Origin of the sequence: Lichenicoccus sp., from assembly GCF_965277665.1 — a bacterium.
Lineage (GTDB): Bacteria > Pseudomonadota > Alphaproteobacteria > Acetobacterales > Acetobacteraceae > Lichenicoccus.
Map to the genome: position 1 here is coordinate 1,646,433 of NZ_OZ255835.1, position 15,566 is coordinate 1,661,998.

14 protein-coding genes are annotated in these 15,566 nt (G+C 70.1%); 6 read left to right on the plus strand and 8 right to left on the minus strand.

Annotation, left to right across the window (positions count from 1 at the left end):
* Positions 1-106 precede the first annotated feature (106 nt).
* A complete protein-coding gene (locus ACQY4O_RS07525; protein WP_428375568.1) occupies positions 107-2,596 on the minus strand; it encodes a recombinase in 2,490 nt (829 codons plus the stop codon).
* Between the two features lie 248 nt (positions 2,597-2,844).
* On the opposite strand from ACQY4O_RS07525, the gene ACQY4O_RS07530 reads away from it, so the two are divergent.
* On the plus strand, positions 2,845-3,498 hold the full coding sequence (locus tag ACQY4O_RS07530) for a hypothetical protein (RefSeq protein ID WP_428375569.1): 654 nt from the start codon (positions 2,845-2,847) through the stop codon (positions 3,496-3,498).
* Here ACQY4O_RS07530 and ACQY4O_RS07535 read toward each other — a convergent pair.
* A complete protein-coding gene (locus ACQY4O_RS07535; protein WP_428375570.1) occupies positions 3,489-3,776 on the minus strand; it encodes a hypothetical protein in 288 nt (95 codons plus the stop codon). The two genes, ACQY4O_RS07530 and ACQY4O_RS07535, sit on opposite strands and share 10 nt — an antisense overlap.
* 1 nt (position 3,777) lies before the next feature.
* Between ACQY4O_RS07535 and ACQY4O_RS07540 the strand changes: the two genes are divergently transcribed.
* The 4 genes from ACQY4O_RS07540 to ACQY4O_RS07555 all read left to right on the plus strand — a co-directional run bounded on the left by ACQY4O_RS07540 (position 3,778) and on the right by ACQY4O_RS07555 (position 7,166).
* The gene (locus ACQY4O_RS07540) at positions 3,778-4,059 is read left to right on the plus strand and encodes a hypothetical protein (protein ID WP_428375571.1); all 282 of its coding nucleotides are present in this window, start codon (positions 3,778-3,780) and stop codon (positions 4,057-4,059) included.
* A 105-nt stretch (positions 4,060-4,164) separates the two neighbouring features.
* Positions 4,165-4,914: a hypothetical protein gene (locus ACQY4O_RS07545; protein ID WP_428375572.1), complete on the plus strand. Its 750-nt coding sequence runs from the start codon at positions 4,165-4,167 to the stop codon at positions 4,912-4,914.
* A gap of 127 nt (positions 4,915-5,041) precedes the next feature.
* Positions 5,042-6,826, plus strand: a complete 1,785-nt coding sequence (locus ACQY4O_RS07550) for a Hint domain-containing protein (RefSeq protein ID WP_428375573.1) — start codon at positions 5,042-5,044, stop codon at positions 6,824-6,826.
* A gap of 82 nt (positions 6,827-6,908) precedes the next feature.
* On the plus strand, positions 6,909-7,166 hold the full coding sequence (locus ACQY4O_RS07555; protein ID WP_428375574.1) for a hypothetical protein: 258 nt from the start codon (positions 6,909-6,911) through the stop codon (positions 7,164-7,166).
* A gap of 149 nt (positions 7,167-7,315) precedes the next feature.
* On the opposite strand, the gene ACQY4O_RS07560 is transcribed toward ACQY4O_RS07555, so the two are convergent.
* The 4 genes from ACQY4O_RS07560 to ACQY4O_RS07575 all read right to left on the minus strand — a co-directional run bounded on the left by ACQY4O_RS07560 (position 7,316) and on the right by ACQY4O_RS07575 (position 12,278).
* Positions 7,316-8,743 carry an MFS transporter gene (locus tag ACQY4O_RS07560; protein WP_428375575.1) on the minus strand — a complete coding sequence of 476 codons (1,428 nt, stop codon included), beginning with the start codon at positions 8,741-8,743 and terminating at the stop codon, positions 7,316-7,318.
* Positions 8,744-8,747: 4 nt separating this feature from the next.
* Positions 8,748-9,545 carry a YdcF family protein gene (locus ACQY4O_RS07565; protein ID WP_428375576.1) on the minus strand — a complete coding sequence of 266 codons (798 nt, stop codon included), beginning with the start codon at positions 9,543-9,545 and terminating at the stop codon, positions 8,748-8,750.
* A gap of 150 nt (positions 9,546-9,695) precedes the next feature.
* Positions 9,696-10,268: a hypothetical protein gene (locus tag ACQY4O_RS07570; protein ID WP_428375577.1), complete on the minus strand. Its 573-nt coding sequence runs from the start codon at positions 10,266-10,268 to the stop codon at positions 9,696-9,698.
* Between the two features lie 237 nt (positions 10,269-10,505).
* Positions 10,506-12,278, minus strand: coding sequence for an ABC transporter transmembrane domain-containing protein (locus tag ACQY4O_RS07575; RefSeq protein ID WP_428375578.1), 1,773 nt, complete (start codon positions 12,276-12,278; stop codon positions 10,506-10,508).
* Between the two features lie 93 nt (positions 12,279-12,371).
* Here ACQY4O_RS07575 and ACQY4O_RS07580 point away from each other — a divergent pair, with 93 nt between their 5' ends.
* On the plus strand, positions 12,372-12,653 hold the full coding sequence (locus tag ACQY4O_RS07580) for a DUF3253 domain-containing protein (RefSeq protein ID WP_428375579.1): 282 nt from the start codon (positions 12,372-12,374) through the stop codon (positions 12,651-12,653).
* Between the two features lie 53 nt (positions 12,654-12,706).
* Here the strand turns inward: ACQY4O_RS07580 and ACQY4O_RS07585 are convergent, their stop codons facing one another.
* Both ACQY4O_RS07585 and ACQY4O_RS07590 read right to left on the minus strand, forming a co-directional pair.
* Positions 12,707-13,045 carry a DoxX family protein gene (locus ACQY4O_RS07585; protein ID WP_428375580.1) on the minus strand — a complete coding sequence of 113 codons (339 nt, stop codon included), beginning with the start codon at positions 13,043-13,045 and terminating at the stop codon, positions 12,707-12,709.
* Between the two features lie 98 nt (positions 13,046-13,143).
* Complete coding sequence (locus ACQY4O_RS07590) at positions 13,144-15,561, minus strand: diguanylate cyclase (RefSeq protein WP_428375581.1); 2,418 nt, start codon at positions 15,559-15,561, stop codon at positions 13,144-13,146.
* Between the last annotated feature and the right edge of the window lie 5 nt (positions 15,562-15,566).

Sequence of the window (15,566 nt, forward strand, 5' to 3'; positions counted from 1 at the left end):
TACCCCATGACGCCGGCCCGGTCGCGGGCGCCGGTTCAGCGGCGAGACATAAGCAGCAAGACACCACCGGATGCACGTTGCCGATTGTATCGGCCGACGGCGGAAATCAGATCGGGCAGGCGCCGCTGGCGCATTGCAGATGCGCCCAGTCCACCACCTCCTGCGCCGCCTCGTCATGGATCGCGTCGGCGATGGCGGCGAAGCGCGCGGCCGAGACCTCCTCCTCGGGCAGGTATTCGTAGCCGAGCTCGCTGTCGGGGCGACTCGGCAGCACCGAACAGCAGCGCACCAGCGGCTGCTCGCGAGCGACGATCTCGCGGAACGCGGCAAGGTCGATGCGGTCCGTATAGATCTTGAGCGTGTAGGAAACCTGGTTGCCCTGAACAGGCCCGATCCAGTGCCGCTCCAGGAGCCGCAGCCACTGGTACTGCTCCTGCGGCGAGGCTTCCGGCGCGGTGACCAGCGTATCGCCGAGCCCGAGGCGCTGGATCAGCGACACGGTCGGAAAGCCGACGATGCTCATGCCCGGAAACGAGCGCAGCGTACGGACCGGATAGCCGCGCCGCTCGTATTCCGGCAGCAGCGGGTCGGTGCCATCGAGCCAGCCGCCGGCGCCCTCTGCGCTCGCATCGCGGGTGCCCCGGAACTGCACCCAGCGCAGATACTGCCGCCGCGCCGGCAGGTGCGCGCCCTCGGTCAGGCCGAACAGCTTCGACGTGGTGCCGGCCGGCTTCACCGTGGTCACCGTGACCGGACGCGCGGTGCCGAGCTCCGCGGCATAGGCGTTGGCCTCGGCCTTGGCGATTGCCGACAGCGTGGCCAGCATGCGCCAGAACGGCGCCGCCCGGTCCTCGTCCAGCAGGTCGCGGAAGCCCAGGCCGAAACGCACCCAGGCCCACTCGTGCAGGCCGGTGGGACCGATGCCGATGCGGTTGGTGCGCGCCACCTCCTCCGCATAGAGCGCATCCATGCGGTTGGCCCGCAGCAGGAAGCGCACGCCGAGCCGCACCGAGTCCGCGACCCGCTCGTCCCAAAGCGCCGCGACCTCGGCCGCGGGCGCGCCGGGTGCGATGTCGCCGAGCCCGACCGGACAGGCCAGCAGCGGCGCGAAGTCGGCGATCACGCAATAGCCGCCGGTGACGTGCAGGGTGATCTCGCCGCACGGATTGGTGGTGACCGGGAAGCGCGAGCGGCTGGCCCGCGCCGACAGCTCGGCGAGCAGGTCCGCCGCCGCATCCGCCTGGTAGCGGATCGAGCTGAAGTCGCGCCCGTCGGCATGCACCGGCTTGTCCCAGGCGGTGCCGGTGCGATGGTCCTCCAGCAGGTCGCCGTTGATGAAGCCGGGCTCGCCGTTGACATAGGCGCAGCGCGTCACCTCGGCGAACACCGCGCCGGCGTGCTCGGCAAGTGCGCTGTCCTGGGCGCTGTCCTGCGCATCTGGCGCGGTCGGCTCGAGCAACGACCAGAAGGTGCGGTCCACCATCACCGAGTGGTTCGCGGTCCATAATCCGCCATCGGATTTCGAGCGCACGAAGCGCAGCACCCCGGCATCCCGCCAGGACTTGGTGGCCATGCGCGCGGCCCGGCGCGCGCCGCCGACCTGCACCTCGACGGAGAGATAATGATCGACCAGCAGCGCCTGCTCCCACGGCTCTAGTATGGGCTCGGGCTGCAGCCCAGCCTGGCCGGCCGCTTGCGTCCTGCGGCGGGAGGGCTCGATGACGTGGCGGCGTATGTTCATCAGGCCGCGCAGCAGCGAGATCGGGCCGGACGCCGGACGTCCCTGCATGCCGGCGATCGGACTGCCGGCACGTCGGATGATCGACAGATCGAGCAGCAGCGTCCGGTCCGCCTCACCGCGGAATGCCATTGCCTCGAGGATCTCGACCGCCTTCGCCCACCCTTCGCGGCTGTCGGCGATGACGTGCCGCACCGCATCCGAGGGCGCTTGCGCAAGGTCGGTCAGCAGGCAGGAGGCCAGCACGTCCTGCACCAGGGCCTCGGCCACGGCGTCGAAGGCCGCGAGGCCCATGCCCCAGGGCAGCAGCTGCATCTCGACGCCGAAGCGGTGCAGCCCGGCGCGTCCGCGCGGAAAGTCCGGATGGTCGGGCGAGAGATGCAGCAGGAGCGTCGGCGCCTGCGCCCAGTCGACCGCGCACAGCTCGTCGTCATAGGCGCGTCCGACACCCGAACCGTTCAGCAGCAGATAGAACTTGGCAAACGAGGTGATCGCCGTGGCGCAGTTGGTGAACACCTCCATGTTGCGCGTCGGCTGCTGCGCGTCGCCATGCTGCAGGTGGCGGCCCGACGTCAGCAATGCGCCGGTGGCGATGGCATTGCGCAGCTGCGCCTGTTCGGACGCACCGACATGGTCCACCAGCGCGACATTGCCCGCGGCCACGCGGTCGGCGACACGGCCGAAGCTGTCCGCATCCTCCGGCCGGAACACCGTGCGACGGCCGACGGCCTCGCCCATGCCGCGATCGAGCGCCCGGCCCTGCAGCGGTGCCACGCCGAACGCACCATCCAGCCGGGACAGCGACAGGTCGGGCCGGTCAGCCGCCGGATGCAGTCGGGTCGCAAGATGTCCGTCCATGCAGGCACTCCAAGGATCCACGGTCAGCCGCCCCGACTCGCTGGCGGGACCAGCTATATATAGGTAGCCTGGCTGCACTTCGCACCATATCTGGTCAAGCGATGGGTTTTACACCTTGAGGTTGTGGGGGCCTGCCGCGACATGGCGGTGCGCCTGCCCGGCGCCGGAATGTCGCGGGCCGCGCGCAATCCAGATTATGACCTTCCCGCACGGTTGGGAGATCGGGGCATCCAAAGTGACATGCGGGGTTGCCTCGCCGCCGCGTTCATCGCGACCTTCCGGCTGTCGACGACGCCATCGAGGCCGAGCGCGCGGCTGCCCGCCCCACACCGGAGCCAGCTTCCGCCGGGCGCTGGCCGACGCGCCGCAGAACCTGGAGGCCGGCTTCGCGCTGGCCCGGCTGCATCTCGCCAGCGATCCCGCTTCGGCCCTGGCTGCGCAGCGGCGGCCTGACCGGCAAGACCTACGTCGTCATGTCCTCGGTGAACTTCGTGCCGATCGACCCTGCCTGCGTGGGATCACCGGCATCGCCATGCAGCAAGACACCGCAGCTGGTCTGGAGCGTCGCCTATGCCGGGCACGGCCTTGGCAACTTCCTGCCGGTCACCCGAAGCTGCAGTCCGGCCCCCATCGCGGTTGCCTCCGCGAACAGTGCGGCCGCCAGCCTGATCTCGCTGCCGGTGCTGGGCATCGCGACATCCACGCCGATCCTGGTCGTCGATGTCGACTACCAGTTCACGCCAATGTTCTTCGGTGTCGCATCCGGTCCGTTCGACTTCTGGGCCTCCGGGTACTGGCCGATCCGCAGCGCCGCTCCGGGTTCGGCCGACACCGACCAGTACACCCGGTACGATATCGCCAACCAGGCCGGCGGCGCGGGCAAATGCGCCGGCTACAACTGATGGCTTGGCAGGACCGCGGCAGCGTCGCCGTCATCGCAGCCCTTGCCCTGCCGCCGATCGCCATGATCGTCGGGCTCGCCATCGACTACAGCATCTACAGCCAGACCCGCGCGCAGGCCGATCTTGCCGTCGATGCTAGCGCGATGCAGGCGGTGCGCGCAGCGGCCTCGGCCTATGGCGGCGGCAATGTCTCGACGGCGGCGCTGCAGCAGGCGGGAGGCCTGGTTCGCAGCACAGCTCGGAATCCCCGTGCATGGCAGCGCATCGGCGACGGTCACGGTGACCTACAATCCCTCGCCGAGCAGCTTCACCGCGCTTGCGACCTATGCCGGAACGGTCACCGTGCCGTTCCTCGGACCGTTGAACCTCGGCACCTGGCCGATCAGTGGCACCGCGACCGCGGTGATCTCGAACTCCTATGTCGAGGTCCTGATGCTGCTCGACACCTCGTCCTCGATGCTGATCGGCGCGACCACCACCGATATTGTGGGGCTCGAACGAGCGACGCCATGCAGCACGCAGAGTGCCAACGAGGCGCAACCGATGTCGGCCTATGCCTAGTCGAACGGCGTCTGCGATCCGGCCTATACCGGGGCGGCCTGCATCGAGCCTGCCAGCTTCGTCGGGATCTCCAGGACCAATCCCGCGATCTGCTCCAATGGCAGCGTGCCGAACGCACCGTGCGCGTTCGCCTGTCACAACGATGCCAGCAAACCCAGCAACGACTATTACGGCCTGGCGCGTTCGCTCAAGCCGGCCATCACGTTGCGGCTGGATGTGGTCCAGCAGGCTGCCGCCCAGGTGGTGACGACGTTGCAGACCAGGCAGCAGGCGCCGGGACAGTTCCTGGTCGGCATCTACCAGTTCAACAGCACGATGCAGCCGCTCTATCCGGCAGCAGGATCCGGGGAAGCCGGCAACGATCTCGCGACGGCGCTGACAGCGGTGCAGAACGTGCCGCCCAATCTCGCGCCGAATGGTGGCAACACCGACTTTCCCTCGGCAGCAAGCGCGCTCAATGCCGACGTCGCCGCAGCCGGTGACGGCACCACCGCCGCCACCGCGCGCAAGAACCTGTTCATCGTGACCGACGGGATGGAGGATACGCCCGGCAGCAGGGTCATGGGCCCGATGACGAGTGCCGGCAACGAGCAGGTCTGCACGCAGTTTTGGAACAAGGGCTTCAACGTCTTCGTTCCATACACTCCATATTTGCCGCTGCCGAACCCGTTCTATCTCTCCAATGATAAGCAGTATGTGGAGCCGCCTGCTTCCAGCAAGGAGCTCGCGGCGCTGCAGGCCTGTGCGCCCTATCCTGCCAACGTCTTCCAGGCGAGCGACCCCGTGGCGATTCTGGCCGCGATGCAGACGATGCTGTCACAGGCGCTCAACAGCCCGGCCCGGGTCGCAGACTGATCGGGATGTTTCGGTAGCAGAATGGCGTGGGTCCTGCTAGGGTCTGGTGTCGTGGTTGTATTCGCAGGCCCGGCCGCCCTCGTGCGGCGAGGCCGCGCGCTGGCCGCTCGCGTCCCAGGGGCTTAGCATGACGACCACATGGACCGGCAACACGACCGGAACCAACTACTGGGATCTCGCGGGCAACTGGTCGACGGGCGTCGTGCCGGGCGCCGGCAGCAATCTCTCCATCCTGGGAACGGGACCGTTCTCGGTGGTGATCACCAACACCGACCGGGCCTATGCGATCAACAGCCTCAGCCTTGGCGGGACGGGCAGCAGCCCGACGCTGCAGGTCCTGGGCCGGCTCAGCGTCACCAACGGCATCACCGCGGCCGGCGGCAGTGCGCTCGATATCGGCACCACCGGTAGCGTCAGCGCCTCGTCGCTGGATCTCACCGGGGTGACGGTCATCGACCAGGGGCTGCTGACGATTAGCGGAACCGCCAGTGGCAGCGGCACGGTCGACGTTGAGGGCGGCAGCCTGTTCATCAACACCATCTCCGGCATCAACACCTACGACCTGACCGGCTCCGCCAACATGACCATCACCGACAGCGCCGGCGGATCCGGCGCGATCGTCTTCGGTGACACCAGCCCGATCTCGCTCAACCTGAACGTGGCCGGCACTGCCTTCGGCGCATCGATCACCGGGTTCGGGGCGGCCGACACCATCGATATCGGGTCGCTCGCCTGGACCCGCGGCGAGACCGTCAGCGTCAACGGCACGGCGCTGACGATCAGCAGCGGCGGCAAGACGGTCTTCACCTTCAACGACTTCAACAGCCCCGGCAAAGTTCGCGTCGAAAGCGATGGTAACGGCGGCACCGAGCTCTACACCTGCTTTCTCGCCGGCACGCGCATCCTGACCGACCAGGGCGAGGTGGCGGTCGAGGAGCTCGCTGTTCGCGACATGGTCGCGACCCTGACCGGCGGCCGCATCGTGTATCGGCCGATCCGGTGGATCGGCAGCCGGACCCTGGACAGATCGGCGATACGGCGCACCGGCGCCCACCCGGTCCGCTTCCGCGCCGGCGCGTTGTCGGACGGCGTGCCGCACCGCGACCTGCTGGTCACCCCCGAGCATTGCATCCTGGTCGATGGCGGTCTGGTGCCGGCCCGCATGCTGGTCAACGGCCGCAGCATCTTCGTCGACCACTCGGTCGGCGCGTTCAGCTTCCACCACGTCGAACTCGAGCAGCATGGCATCCTGATCGCCGAGGGCCTGACCACCGAGAGCTACCTGGACACCGGCAACCGCTGCATCTTCGCACCTGCGGCTGCAGCCGACGTGGTGCCGCTCGCGGATCTGGTCCAGAGCCACGACCAGAGCACAAGGCGGCATCAGTCCTGCGCGCCGGTGCAGACAAGCCGGGCCGCCGTCGAGCCGCTCTGGCAACGCCTGGATGGACGCGCCGCCGCGCGCGGGTGGCCGGACCAGCGCCCGGTGCTCGAACTGACCGGCGATCCGCGGCTGCGGCTGCGGCTGGAAGGCGGCCGGCAGATCGCGGCACTCTGGAACGATGGCGGTCGCCACATCTTCCACATCCCGGTCGGCGCCCGGCCAGTCCAGCTGCTGTCGCGCGTCTCGATCCCGGCCATCAACATCGGCCCCTTCGTCGATGATCGCCGTGCGCTCGGCGTGCAGGTCAGCACCGTCGTGCACTGGAACGGCCTGCTCGATACGGTCATGCCGGCCGAGGCGATCCAGCTCGAAGGCTGGCACGCCGCCGAGGGCGGGCTACGCTGGACCGACGGCGCCGCGCGACTGGATCTGCCCGCGGCGAGCAGCGCCGACACCTTCGTCGAGGTGCGCGTGGTGAACACCCTGCCCTACCAGCAGCCGGTCGCCTTCAGCCGCCTGGCTGCCTGAACGAAGGCCAAGCCTGAACCAGGTGTAAGGTTCGCCGGCTGCCGGCGCCGCATCCGATGCGCTGCGTGCTCCGTAGCCGGGCATGGCGACGCAGACCGGCACTCACATCGTCTCGACCACGAGGCAAGGGCGACAACTCTCCGAACGCATCCTCGGCGCAGCGCATCAGGCCTGCGAGCAGGGTGAACTCGACGTCGCGCAGCGACTGCTCGAACTGGCAGAGACCGTGCTCAGCAGCGACCAGACCGAGTCCACCGTGGCGCGCCGGCATCTCATGGAGGGCCTGGTCGTGACGCACCAGCGTCTGTGGAACCTGCGTCAGCCGCCCACGATACCCTGAAGCGAAGGTCAAAACGCGCACCAGCCAAGGTGCCGAGCCCGGCACCCCCCGACCCGCCCCTCAAAAAAAGATTGCAAAGGCAAGCCTTTGCTGGGGTCCAGGGGCGAAGCCCTTGGCCTGCGTGCGTCCCATAGGGGATGGATCACGCTCTACGCCCCGGCCGGTGCCGGCCGGGTCATGATGCGCAGGCTGCTGACCAGGGCGGCGACCAGCGCGAAGCCGGCCGCGACCTCGACCGACAGCCGGGTTCCGGTGGAGGGCGCGAGTGCCAAGATCATCGCGACCAGGGCCGCGCCGCAGGTCTGTCCGAGCAGGCGGGCAGTCGACAGCATCCCGCTCGCACCCCCGGCGCGGTCGCGTGGGGCTGCCTGCAGGAGGGTCCGGTTGTTGGGCGACTGGAACAGCCCGAAGCCGGCGCCGCACAGAGCCAGTCGCCAGGCCAGGGCGATATCGTGCGGATGGGCCGGCAGGCCGGCCAGCAGCAGCAGGCCGGCGGCGAGCGTCAGTAATCCGAGGCCGCCGAGCAGTCCGGCGGGGTAGCGCTCGGACAGCCGGCCGGCCAGTGGTGCCACCACCGCGAGGGTGAGCGGCCAAGGCGTGAGCAGCAGGCCGGTCTGCACCGCGGAGCGCCCGAGCGTGTCCTGGATGTAGAACGGCAGCGAGACGAAGGCGAGCATCTGCGCGGCGAACGAGGCGATCGAGGTCAGGATGGACAGCGCGAAGATCGGGATGCGCAGCAGGTCCACCGGCAGCAGCGGCGCCGGCCGCGCGAGCTGGCGGCGCACCAGCAGGGTGCCGCAGATCGCGGTCAGGCCCAGCAGGGCGAGCACCGGCCGGATGTCGGCGGCATGGCCGACGCCGTCGATCGCCGCAATCAGCAGGCCGAAGGTGGCCGCACTCAGGGCGGCACTTGGCGCATCGAAGCGGCGGTCGGCGCGCGGGGTCGCCGGCAGGCTGCCGAGGGCCACCGCCAGCGCCAGGGCGCCGATCGGCAGGTTGATCGCAAACAGCCAGGGCCACGTCGCGACCGAGAGGATGGCGGCGGCGGCGGTCGGACCCGCGGCCGAGGAGATCGCCACCACCATGGTGTTGTAGCCGACCGCCCGGCCCAGCATCCGGTGCGGAAAGATGAAGCGGATCAGCGCGCCATTCACGCTCATCACCCCGGCGGCGCCGAAACCTTGCAGGACGCGCGCCAGCGCCAGGGTCAGCAGCGAGTGCGACAGCGCGCAGGCGAGCGAGGCTGCGACGAACAAGGCAAGGCCCGCGCGATAGATGCGCTGGTAGCCAAGGATCTCGCCGAGCGAGGCGAGCGGCAGCAGGCTGACCGTGATGGCGAGCTGATAGGCGTTGACCACCCAGATCGAGGCGGCCGGGCGCGCATGCAGGCCGGCGGCGATGGTGGGCAGCGCCACATTGGAGATCGACCCGTCGAGCACCGCCATGCTGACCGCGAGCCCGACCGTGAGCATCGCCCAGGCCCGGCGCGGGAAGCCGAGCCCGTCCTGGTTTTCGCCGGCCTCGCGCGCAACGGCTTCCGGCGGCGCCTCTGCGGGACGGCGTTCGCGCAGGCTCATGGGATCATCCCGCCGCCGGCCCGGGAACCGGCGCCGGAAACAGGGCGCTGCTGTGTCCTTCGAGCCGGTAGGCGACGAGGCCGATCCACTCGTGCACCGCCCAGTCGAGCGTCGCCAGCTTGCCGCCGAGCGATTGCGGCCAGGCCGCGATCCGGTCCCGCGACAGGTAGCCGACCGGCCACGGCAACACGCTCCAGCCGGCGCGGCGGAACACGCCCACGGCGCGCGGCATGTGGGCGGCGGAGGTGAGCAGCACCCAGCGCTCGCCGGGCCTGGGATGCACCAGGGCGGCGGTCATGACGGCGTTCTCCCAGGTGGTGCGGGAGCGGTTCTCGAAGGTGACGCGCTCGGGCGCCAGGCCGAGCTGGTCGAACATCTCGCGTGCATAGCGTGCCTCGTTGCTCACGCCCTGCACGATGCTGCCCGAGCCGCCGGTGAACACCAGCCGTGCCTTCGGGTAGCGGTTCGCCAGGATCACGAAGCTGGTGATCCGGTTGCCGGCGGAGGTCAGGACCGGGGTGCCGCGATCCAGGCTGGTCAGGTCGTCGATGCCGCCGCCAAGCACCACGATGCCGTCGATGGTCGGCGGCGGCCGCGCAACCTGCGGGAAGCGGTCCTCGAGCGGGCGGATCGCCCAGCCATCGACCGGCAGCAGCAGGCAGGCGGCGAGCCCCGCGGCGCCCAGCGCCGCAAGCACCCGCCCGGCGCGCCAGCGCCTGAGCAGCAGGCCGAGCACCACGCACTCGACCAGCAGCGCGGTCGGCAGCAGCGCCATGGTCAGCAGCTTGCCGGCAATGAACATCGGGCACGCCTCGCACGCGATCAGGCGGCTATCGCTACGAGACCTTGGCCACCTCGGGCAACCGGGCGCCGGCGCTGCCTGGCGCTCGATGGCGCAGCGCGATCGGAACGTGCTCTACGAAGCCGACGCGTACCGCGCGGGAAGCGCCGGCTATCCGCCGGGCGAGGGCACCGCCGGCGATCCGCCGGACGATCCACCGGGCGAACCGGCCCAGGCCGGAGCGGCCTGCCGCGACGCGGACACCGCAGCCTGCTCGGACGGATCGATCGGCTTGAACCAGGCTTCGACCGGCGGGATGTAGCGCAGGTTATAGACCGCTTCCAGCATGTCGGTGAGGGCCATCCGATAGGTCGCGATATGGCCCGGATCGCCGGAGAAATTGCTCAGCAGCCGGGTCTTGAGATAGGTCAGGGCCTTGCCCTCGGAGGCTTCACTGCCGGTCCTTGCAGCCGGCGGCGCAGGCTCGGCGAAGCCGGCGAGCGGGTCCGCAGGTGCGACGGTACCCGGCTCGTCGATCACGGCCATCACGGCGTCCTCTTCCACACGCAGGTCATTCAGCGGGCCATGCCCGAAATCGACGACGTAGTCGCGCTTCTCCGCATACACCGCGACGACGAAACCGATGTCACCCTTCTCGACATTGGGCGGGATGTCGCGGCAGGCCCGGACGGCATTGCCGACCTTGAACTGCATCGCAGCTACCGCCTCCATCTGCTCGCTCATCGACATTCCCCTCGTCCAGACAAGGCATGCGGCCGGCGACATCGCAGCCGGTAGCACCCTTGTCGGTGGCACCTGCGGCCGAGCCGACCTCCGGGACGACGCGCATCATTGAAATAACGCAACCTTATCTCGTTATCGTAATCACAGAATGGTGAGCATTGAGGTTTCAGGGTCGAGCCTAAAGCCCAGAGCCCAGAGCCGGCGTGCCTCTCGTCAGGCCGCCGGACGCCTGGACGGTCACTCCGCCTGGCCGGCCGACAGGAACTGCAAGCCGGCCAGCCTTGCATACAAGCCGCCCGCCGCGATCAGCGTGTCGTGCGTGCCGGTCGCCACCACCTTGCCCTGCTCGATCACGATGATCCGGTCGGCGCTGCGCACCGTCGCCAGCCGGTGCGCGATCACCAGGGTGGTGCGACCACGCGAGACGATGGCGAGCGCCTCCTGGACCGCTCGCTCGGATTCCGCATCCAGCGCGCTGGTGGCCTCGTCGAGCAGCAGCACCGCCGGGTCGCGCAGGATCGCGCGCGCGATCGCGATGCGCTGGCGCTGGCCGCCGGACAGCCGCACCCCGCGCTCGCCGAGGAAGCTGCCATAGCCGTCCGGCATCGCATCGAGGAAGTCCAGCCGTGCCGCGGACCCTGCCGCCCGCACCTCGGCATCGCCGGCGGCGGGACGGCCGTAGCGGATGTTCTCCATGGCCGTCGTGCTGAAGATCACCGGGTCCTGCGGCACGATGCCGATGCGGCGGCGCAGGTCAGCCGGCTGCATCTGCCGGATATCGACGCCGTCCAGCCGGATGCTGCCGCAGGCCGGGTCGTAGAAGCGCAGCAGCAGCTGCAGGACCGTGGTCTTGCCGGCGCCGGACGGGCCGACCAGCGCCACGGTGCGGCCCGGCATGATCTCCAGCGAGAACCCGGACAGCGCGCTCTGGTCGGGCCGGCCGGGATAGCGGAAGCTCACCGCCTCGAAGCTGACATGGCCGGCCGAGCGCGCCGCGAGCCGCACCGGATGCTCCGGCACCGGGATCGTCGGCTGCTCCGCGAGCATCTCGCGCAGCCGGTCGGCGGCACCGCCGGCCCGGGCGAGCTCGCCCCAGAGCTCGCTCATCTGCGCGCCGGACGTGGCGACCAGCACCGCGTAGAACACGAAGGCGGACAGGTCGCCGCCGCTCAGCCGGCCGGCCACCACGTCGCGGCCGCCGACCCAGAGGCTGAACACGATCGCACCGAAACCCAGCAGGATGACGACGAAGACCAGCGTGGCGCGTGTGCGGATGCGTCGCAGCGCGGCGCTCACCGAGCGCTCGACCTCGCGGCCGAAGCGCGTCCGGTCGATCGGCTCGTGGGTGAAGGCCTGCACGGTGCGCAGCGCGTTCACCGTCTCCTCGGCATAGGCGCCGAGATCGCCGATCCGGTCCTGCGCCGCCCGCGAGAGTACGCGCTCGCGCCGCCCGAACAGCACCAGCGGCAGCACCACCAGCGGCACCACCAGGATCACCAGGACCGCCAGCTTCAGGCTGGTCACCACCAGCATCACCAGGGCGCCGAGCACCAGGATCGCGTTGCGCAGCCACTGCGACACGGCGGAGCCGACCAGCGCCTGCAGGACCGAGATATCGGCGGTCAGCCGGGTCAGCACGTCCCCGGTGCGCGCGGTCTCGAAGAAGGCCGGGGACAAGGACAGGATGTGGGAAAACATCTCGCGTCGCAGATCGGCGCCGACCCGCTCGCCGAGCCAGGAGACGAGGTAGGAGCGCAGCGAGGTCGCGACCGCCAGGCTCGCCACCACCGCCGCCATCGCGAGCGCCGCCGCATCGAGGCGGGCAAGGCTGCCGGTGGCGAAACCCAGATCGATGAGCCGCCGCACGCCCTGGCCGAGCACCAGCACGAGGGCGGCCGAACCCAGCAACGCAGCAGAGGCGGCGAACACCCGCCACCGGTACGGCCGGAGATAGCTGGCCAGCAACGCCACCGCGCTCAGGCGGCTCAGGCGGCTCGCCCTACCCGGCAAACGCGATGATCCTGCAGCGCATCAGCGAACCTCCAGCCCCGGGGCGGCAGCTTCCGGCTTGCCGGCACCGGTGCGAGCGAGCAGCCTCATGCGATGATCCCCGACGCTGCAGCGATACGCATCGAGATGCTACGCCAGCTGCAGGCCCGTGGCGTGGCAAAGTCGATCTGCCCGAGCGAGGTCGCGCGCGCGCTTGCGCCGGAATGGCACGGCCTGATGAAGCGGGTGCGCGACGTGGCGATCACCCTCATGCGCGAGGGCCGCATCGACATCCTGCGCAAGGGACGGCCGGTGGCGCTGGCCGCCGTCGAGCCGCAGGCCGGGGCCGAGATCAAGGGCGTGATACGGCTGCGGCTGCGCCCGGACCCTGCCTGAGCCGCCTCGTCCCGGCGTCTGTCTCAGGCCCGGCCGGCCTTCTGGAGTCTGTCTCAGGCCCTGCCGGCCTTGCGGAAGCCGCTGAGCGCCGCCAGCAGCATGCCGGCCCGCGGGGTCACCAGCTTGTCGTCGCCATGCCGCAGCTCGGTGGTGAGGATGCAGAGCGAGGAGGCGCTGAGCAGCAGCGCGCCGACCTGCTGCGTCGAGCGCGTCACCACCAGCGCCGCCCCGAGCAGTTCCGAGGCGCCGATGGTCTGCATGTCGCGCTTGCTCCAGCCCCAGCTGCTGAACAGCGCACGCTGCGGCTCGAGCGCCAGCAGCTTGCTTATTCCCGCGGCGGCAAAGCCCAGTCCGATGATGCTGTGCCAGATCGACGGCCGGTACTTGGACATGCAAGGTGCTCCCGTTTGTACCTCGAACGCGCACGCGCGAGCCCGGTTCGCTGCTACGCCGGAGGCACCTCGCCGTGGCGTGATGCGTGGTTGGGGGATCAGTGATCGTGCGGCAGGGTACGCGCGCGCTCCATGTGGTCCACGGCGAGAGCCGCCAGATCCATCAGCAGCGTCCTTTGCTCGCCGGTGAGGGTGGGACGCGGCCGGCGGTCGATGATGCACAGCGCACCCAGGACGTGGCCATCCAGCGCGCTGAACAGCGGCGCGCCGGCGTAGAAGCGCAGGCCGTCCGCGCCGCACACATGCGGGTTGCCGGCGAACCGTGGGTCGCGCGCCGCGTCGCAGATCACCAGCGCGTCGGAACCCGCGATCGTATGGGCGCAGAGCGCGGTGCTGCGCGGCGTGCTCTCCAGCGCGATCTCGTAGCGCCCGACCAGCTTCACCTCGTCGGCGCCGACGAGCGAGATGTAGGCGGACGACGTGCCGAACAGGCCGGCCGCGAGCTTGGCAAGCTGGTCGAGCTTCTCGCCCGCCAGCCGCGCCGCCACCGGCGCATACCGCGCCAGCGCCTGCAGGCGGAGGGTCTCGTCCGCCAGCACGGGCGGGCCGCCGGCCGCCTGCGTCGCGACGGCACTGACGACGCGGTTGCGGCCCAGCCGCTTGGCCTCGTACAGCGCGCGATCCGCCGCGGCGACCAGCTCCGGGCCGTCGGTGCGCGGATCCTCTTGCGAGGGGTAGATCGTGGCGCTGCCGACGCTGACGGTGACGACGCCACCGGCCTGAGGATTGCCCTCGTGGCGCAGGCTCAGCGCCTCGATCGCGCCGCGCACCCGCTCGGCCACCAGCGACGCACCGGCCTCGGGAACTCCGGGCAGCAGCAGCACCAGCTCCTCGCCGCCATAGCGCGCGGCGAGGTCGGCCGGACGCCGGGCGATGCCGCCCAGCGAGGCTGCGACCGCCTGCAGGCAGCGGTCGCCGGCCTGGTGGCCATAGCGATCATTGTAGCTCTTGAAGGAATCGACATCGAGCAGCAGCAGCGACAGCGGCACCGCTTCACGCGCGGTGCGGCGGCACTCCCGGGCCAGCACCGTCTCGAACTGCCTGCGGTTGGCGAGGCCGGTCAGGCCGTCGCTGCTGGCCAGATGGGCAAGCTCGGCGTTGGCCGCCTCGAGCTGCTGCTCGGCCGCCTTGCGCCTGGAGATGTCGCGCAGCACGACGATGAAGCCGCCATCCTTTGCCACGAAGCTGTAGCGCCCCTCCATCCAGACATAGTCGCCATTCTTGTGCCGGACGCGGTAGGTCGCCTCGGCATCGCCCAGCGTCTGCTGCGCCTGGTCCAGGGTCTGGGCAACACGCGGCCAGTCATCGGGATGCAAGACGCTGTGCGGATGCCGCCCGACCAGCTCCTCCGGCTCGTAGCCGAGCCGCGGCCGCACCGACGGCGAGACGTAGGTGCGGACGTGGTTCTGGTCCAGGCGCATGATCACGTCGCTCGCATAGTCGGCCAGCAGCCGGTACAGCTGCTCGCTCCGCCGCTGCGCGGTCTCGGTCTGCCTGCGCCGCCGCGTCTCGTTGCGATGCAACAAACCGAAGCCAGCGGACGTGCCGCACAACGCCGCCAGGACGAGGCCGATCACCAGCGCGCGGCTGCGCCAGACGGCGAAGATGTCGGCCTCCCCGAGGGCCACGTCGAGCACCAGCGGCAGCGTCGCCACGTGGGTGAAGCTGTACACCCGGCGCACGCCATCGAGGCCGGACGGCGCCGCGAAGGTGCCGGACGGCGCCTGCCGGAAGCGCCGGAAGTTGGCGCTGCCGGCAATACTGCGCCCGGTGAGCGCCGGATTGTACGGCATCCGCGCGAGGTAGGTGCCGTCGGTGCGGAACAGGTTGACCGCGCCATTGGAGCCGAGGCTGGAGCGGCCGAACAGCCCCTTGAAATAGTCGAGCCCGAGCGTGCCCACGATCACCCCGGCGAAGCTGCCATCCGGGTGGCTCAGGCGCCGGCTGAGAATCAGGACCGGCCCGCGCCCGAGCGTGCCGGCGGCATCGATGCCGACCCGCAGGCCCGCATCGGCGTTCCGGCGTTCCGCGGCAAAGAACGCGGTTTTGCCCAGGCCGGCGGCGGGAGCGGGCTGGTCGCGGGTGGCGTCGCGCACGACGCGGCCCTGCTCGTCCAGGACCAGGATGGCGCCGAGATAGGGCGCCGTCGCCGCGCGATCGAACAGCATGAGCCGCTGCATGCGGGGCGACAGGCCGGCCAGTTCGGGCTCACGCAGGCCTTCGGCGACCGCCTGCAGCGACAGGTCGTACTCGCCGATCGTGCGCGCGATGTCGGCCGCCATCGCGGTACTCAGGTTCTGCGCGCCGTTCACCGCCTGGCCCCAGGTGTCGCGCCGCAGCTGCACGAGCATGACGAGGGACACGATGGCGAAGCTTGCGATCAGCAGCACCATGGCCAGGGCCGGCCCACGCGCAACGAGGCCGGTGCTCCGGCCGGGGAACCTGCCTGTCATCATTCTGG

Excerpts from the sequence above, each read along its gene's own strand:
- ACQY4O_RS07560 (WP_428375575.1), bottom strand. The coding sequence starts at position 8,743 with ATGAGCCTGCGCGAACGCCGTCCCGCAGAGGCGCCGCCGGAAGCCGTT.
- ACQY4O_RS07585 (WP_428375580.1), bottom strand. The coding sequence starts at position 13,045 with ATGTCCAAGTACCGGCCGTCGATCTGGCACAGCATCATCGGACTGGGC.
- ACQY4O_RS07570 (WP_428375577.1), bottom strand. The coding sequence starts at position 10,268 with ATGAGCGAGCAGATGGAGGCGGTAGCTGCGATGCAGTTCAAGGTCGGC.
- ACQY4O_RS07590 (WP_428375581.1), bottom strand. The coding sequence starts at position 15,561 with ATGATGACAGGCAGGTTCCCCGGCCGGAGCACCGGCCTCGTTGCGCGT.
- ACQY4O_RS07580 (WP_428375579.1), top strand. The coding sequence starts at position 12,372 with ATGATCCCCGACGCTGCAGCGATACGCATCGAGATGCTACGCCAGCTG.
- ACQY4O_RS07525 (WP_428375568.1), bottom strand. The coding sequence starts at position 2,596 with ATGGACGGACATCTTGCGACCCGACTGCATCCGGCGGCTGACCGGCCC.
- ACQY4O_RS07550 (WP_428375573.1), top strand. The coding sequence starts at position 5,042 with ATGACGACCACATGGACCGGCAACACGACCGGAACCAACTACTGGGAT.
- ACQY4O_RS07565 (WP_428375576.1), bottom strand. The coding sequence starts at position 9,545 with ATGTTCATTGCCGGCAAGCTGCTGACCATGGCGCTGCTGCCGACCGCG.
- ACQY4O_RS07555 (WP_428375574.1), top strand. The coding sequence starts at position 6,909 with ATGGCGACGCAGACCGGCACTCACATCGTCTCGACCACGAGGCAAGGG.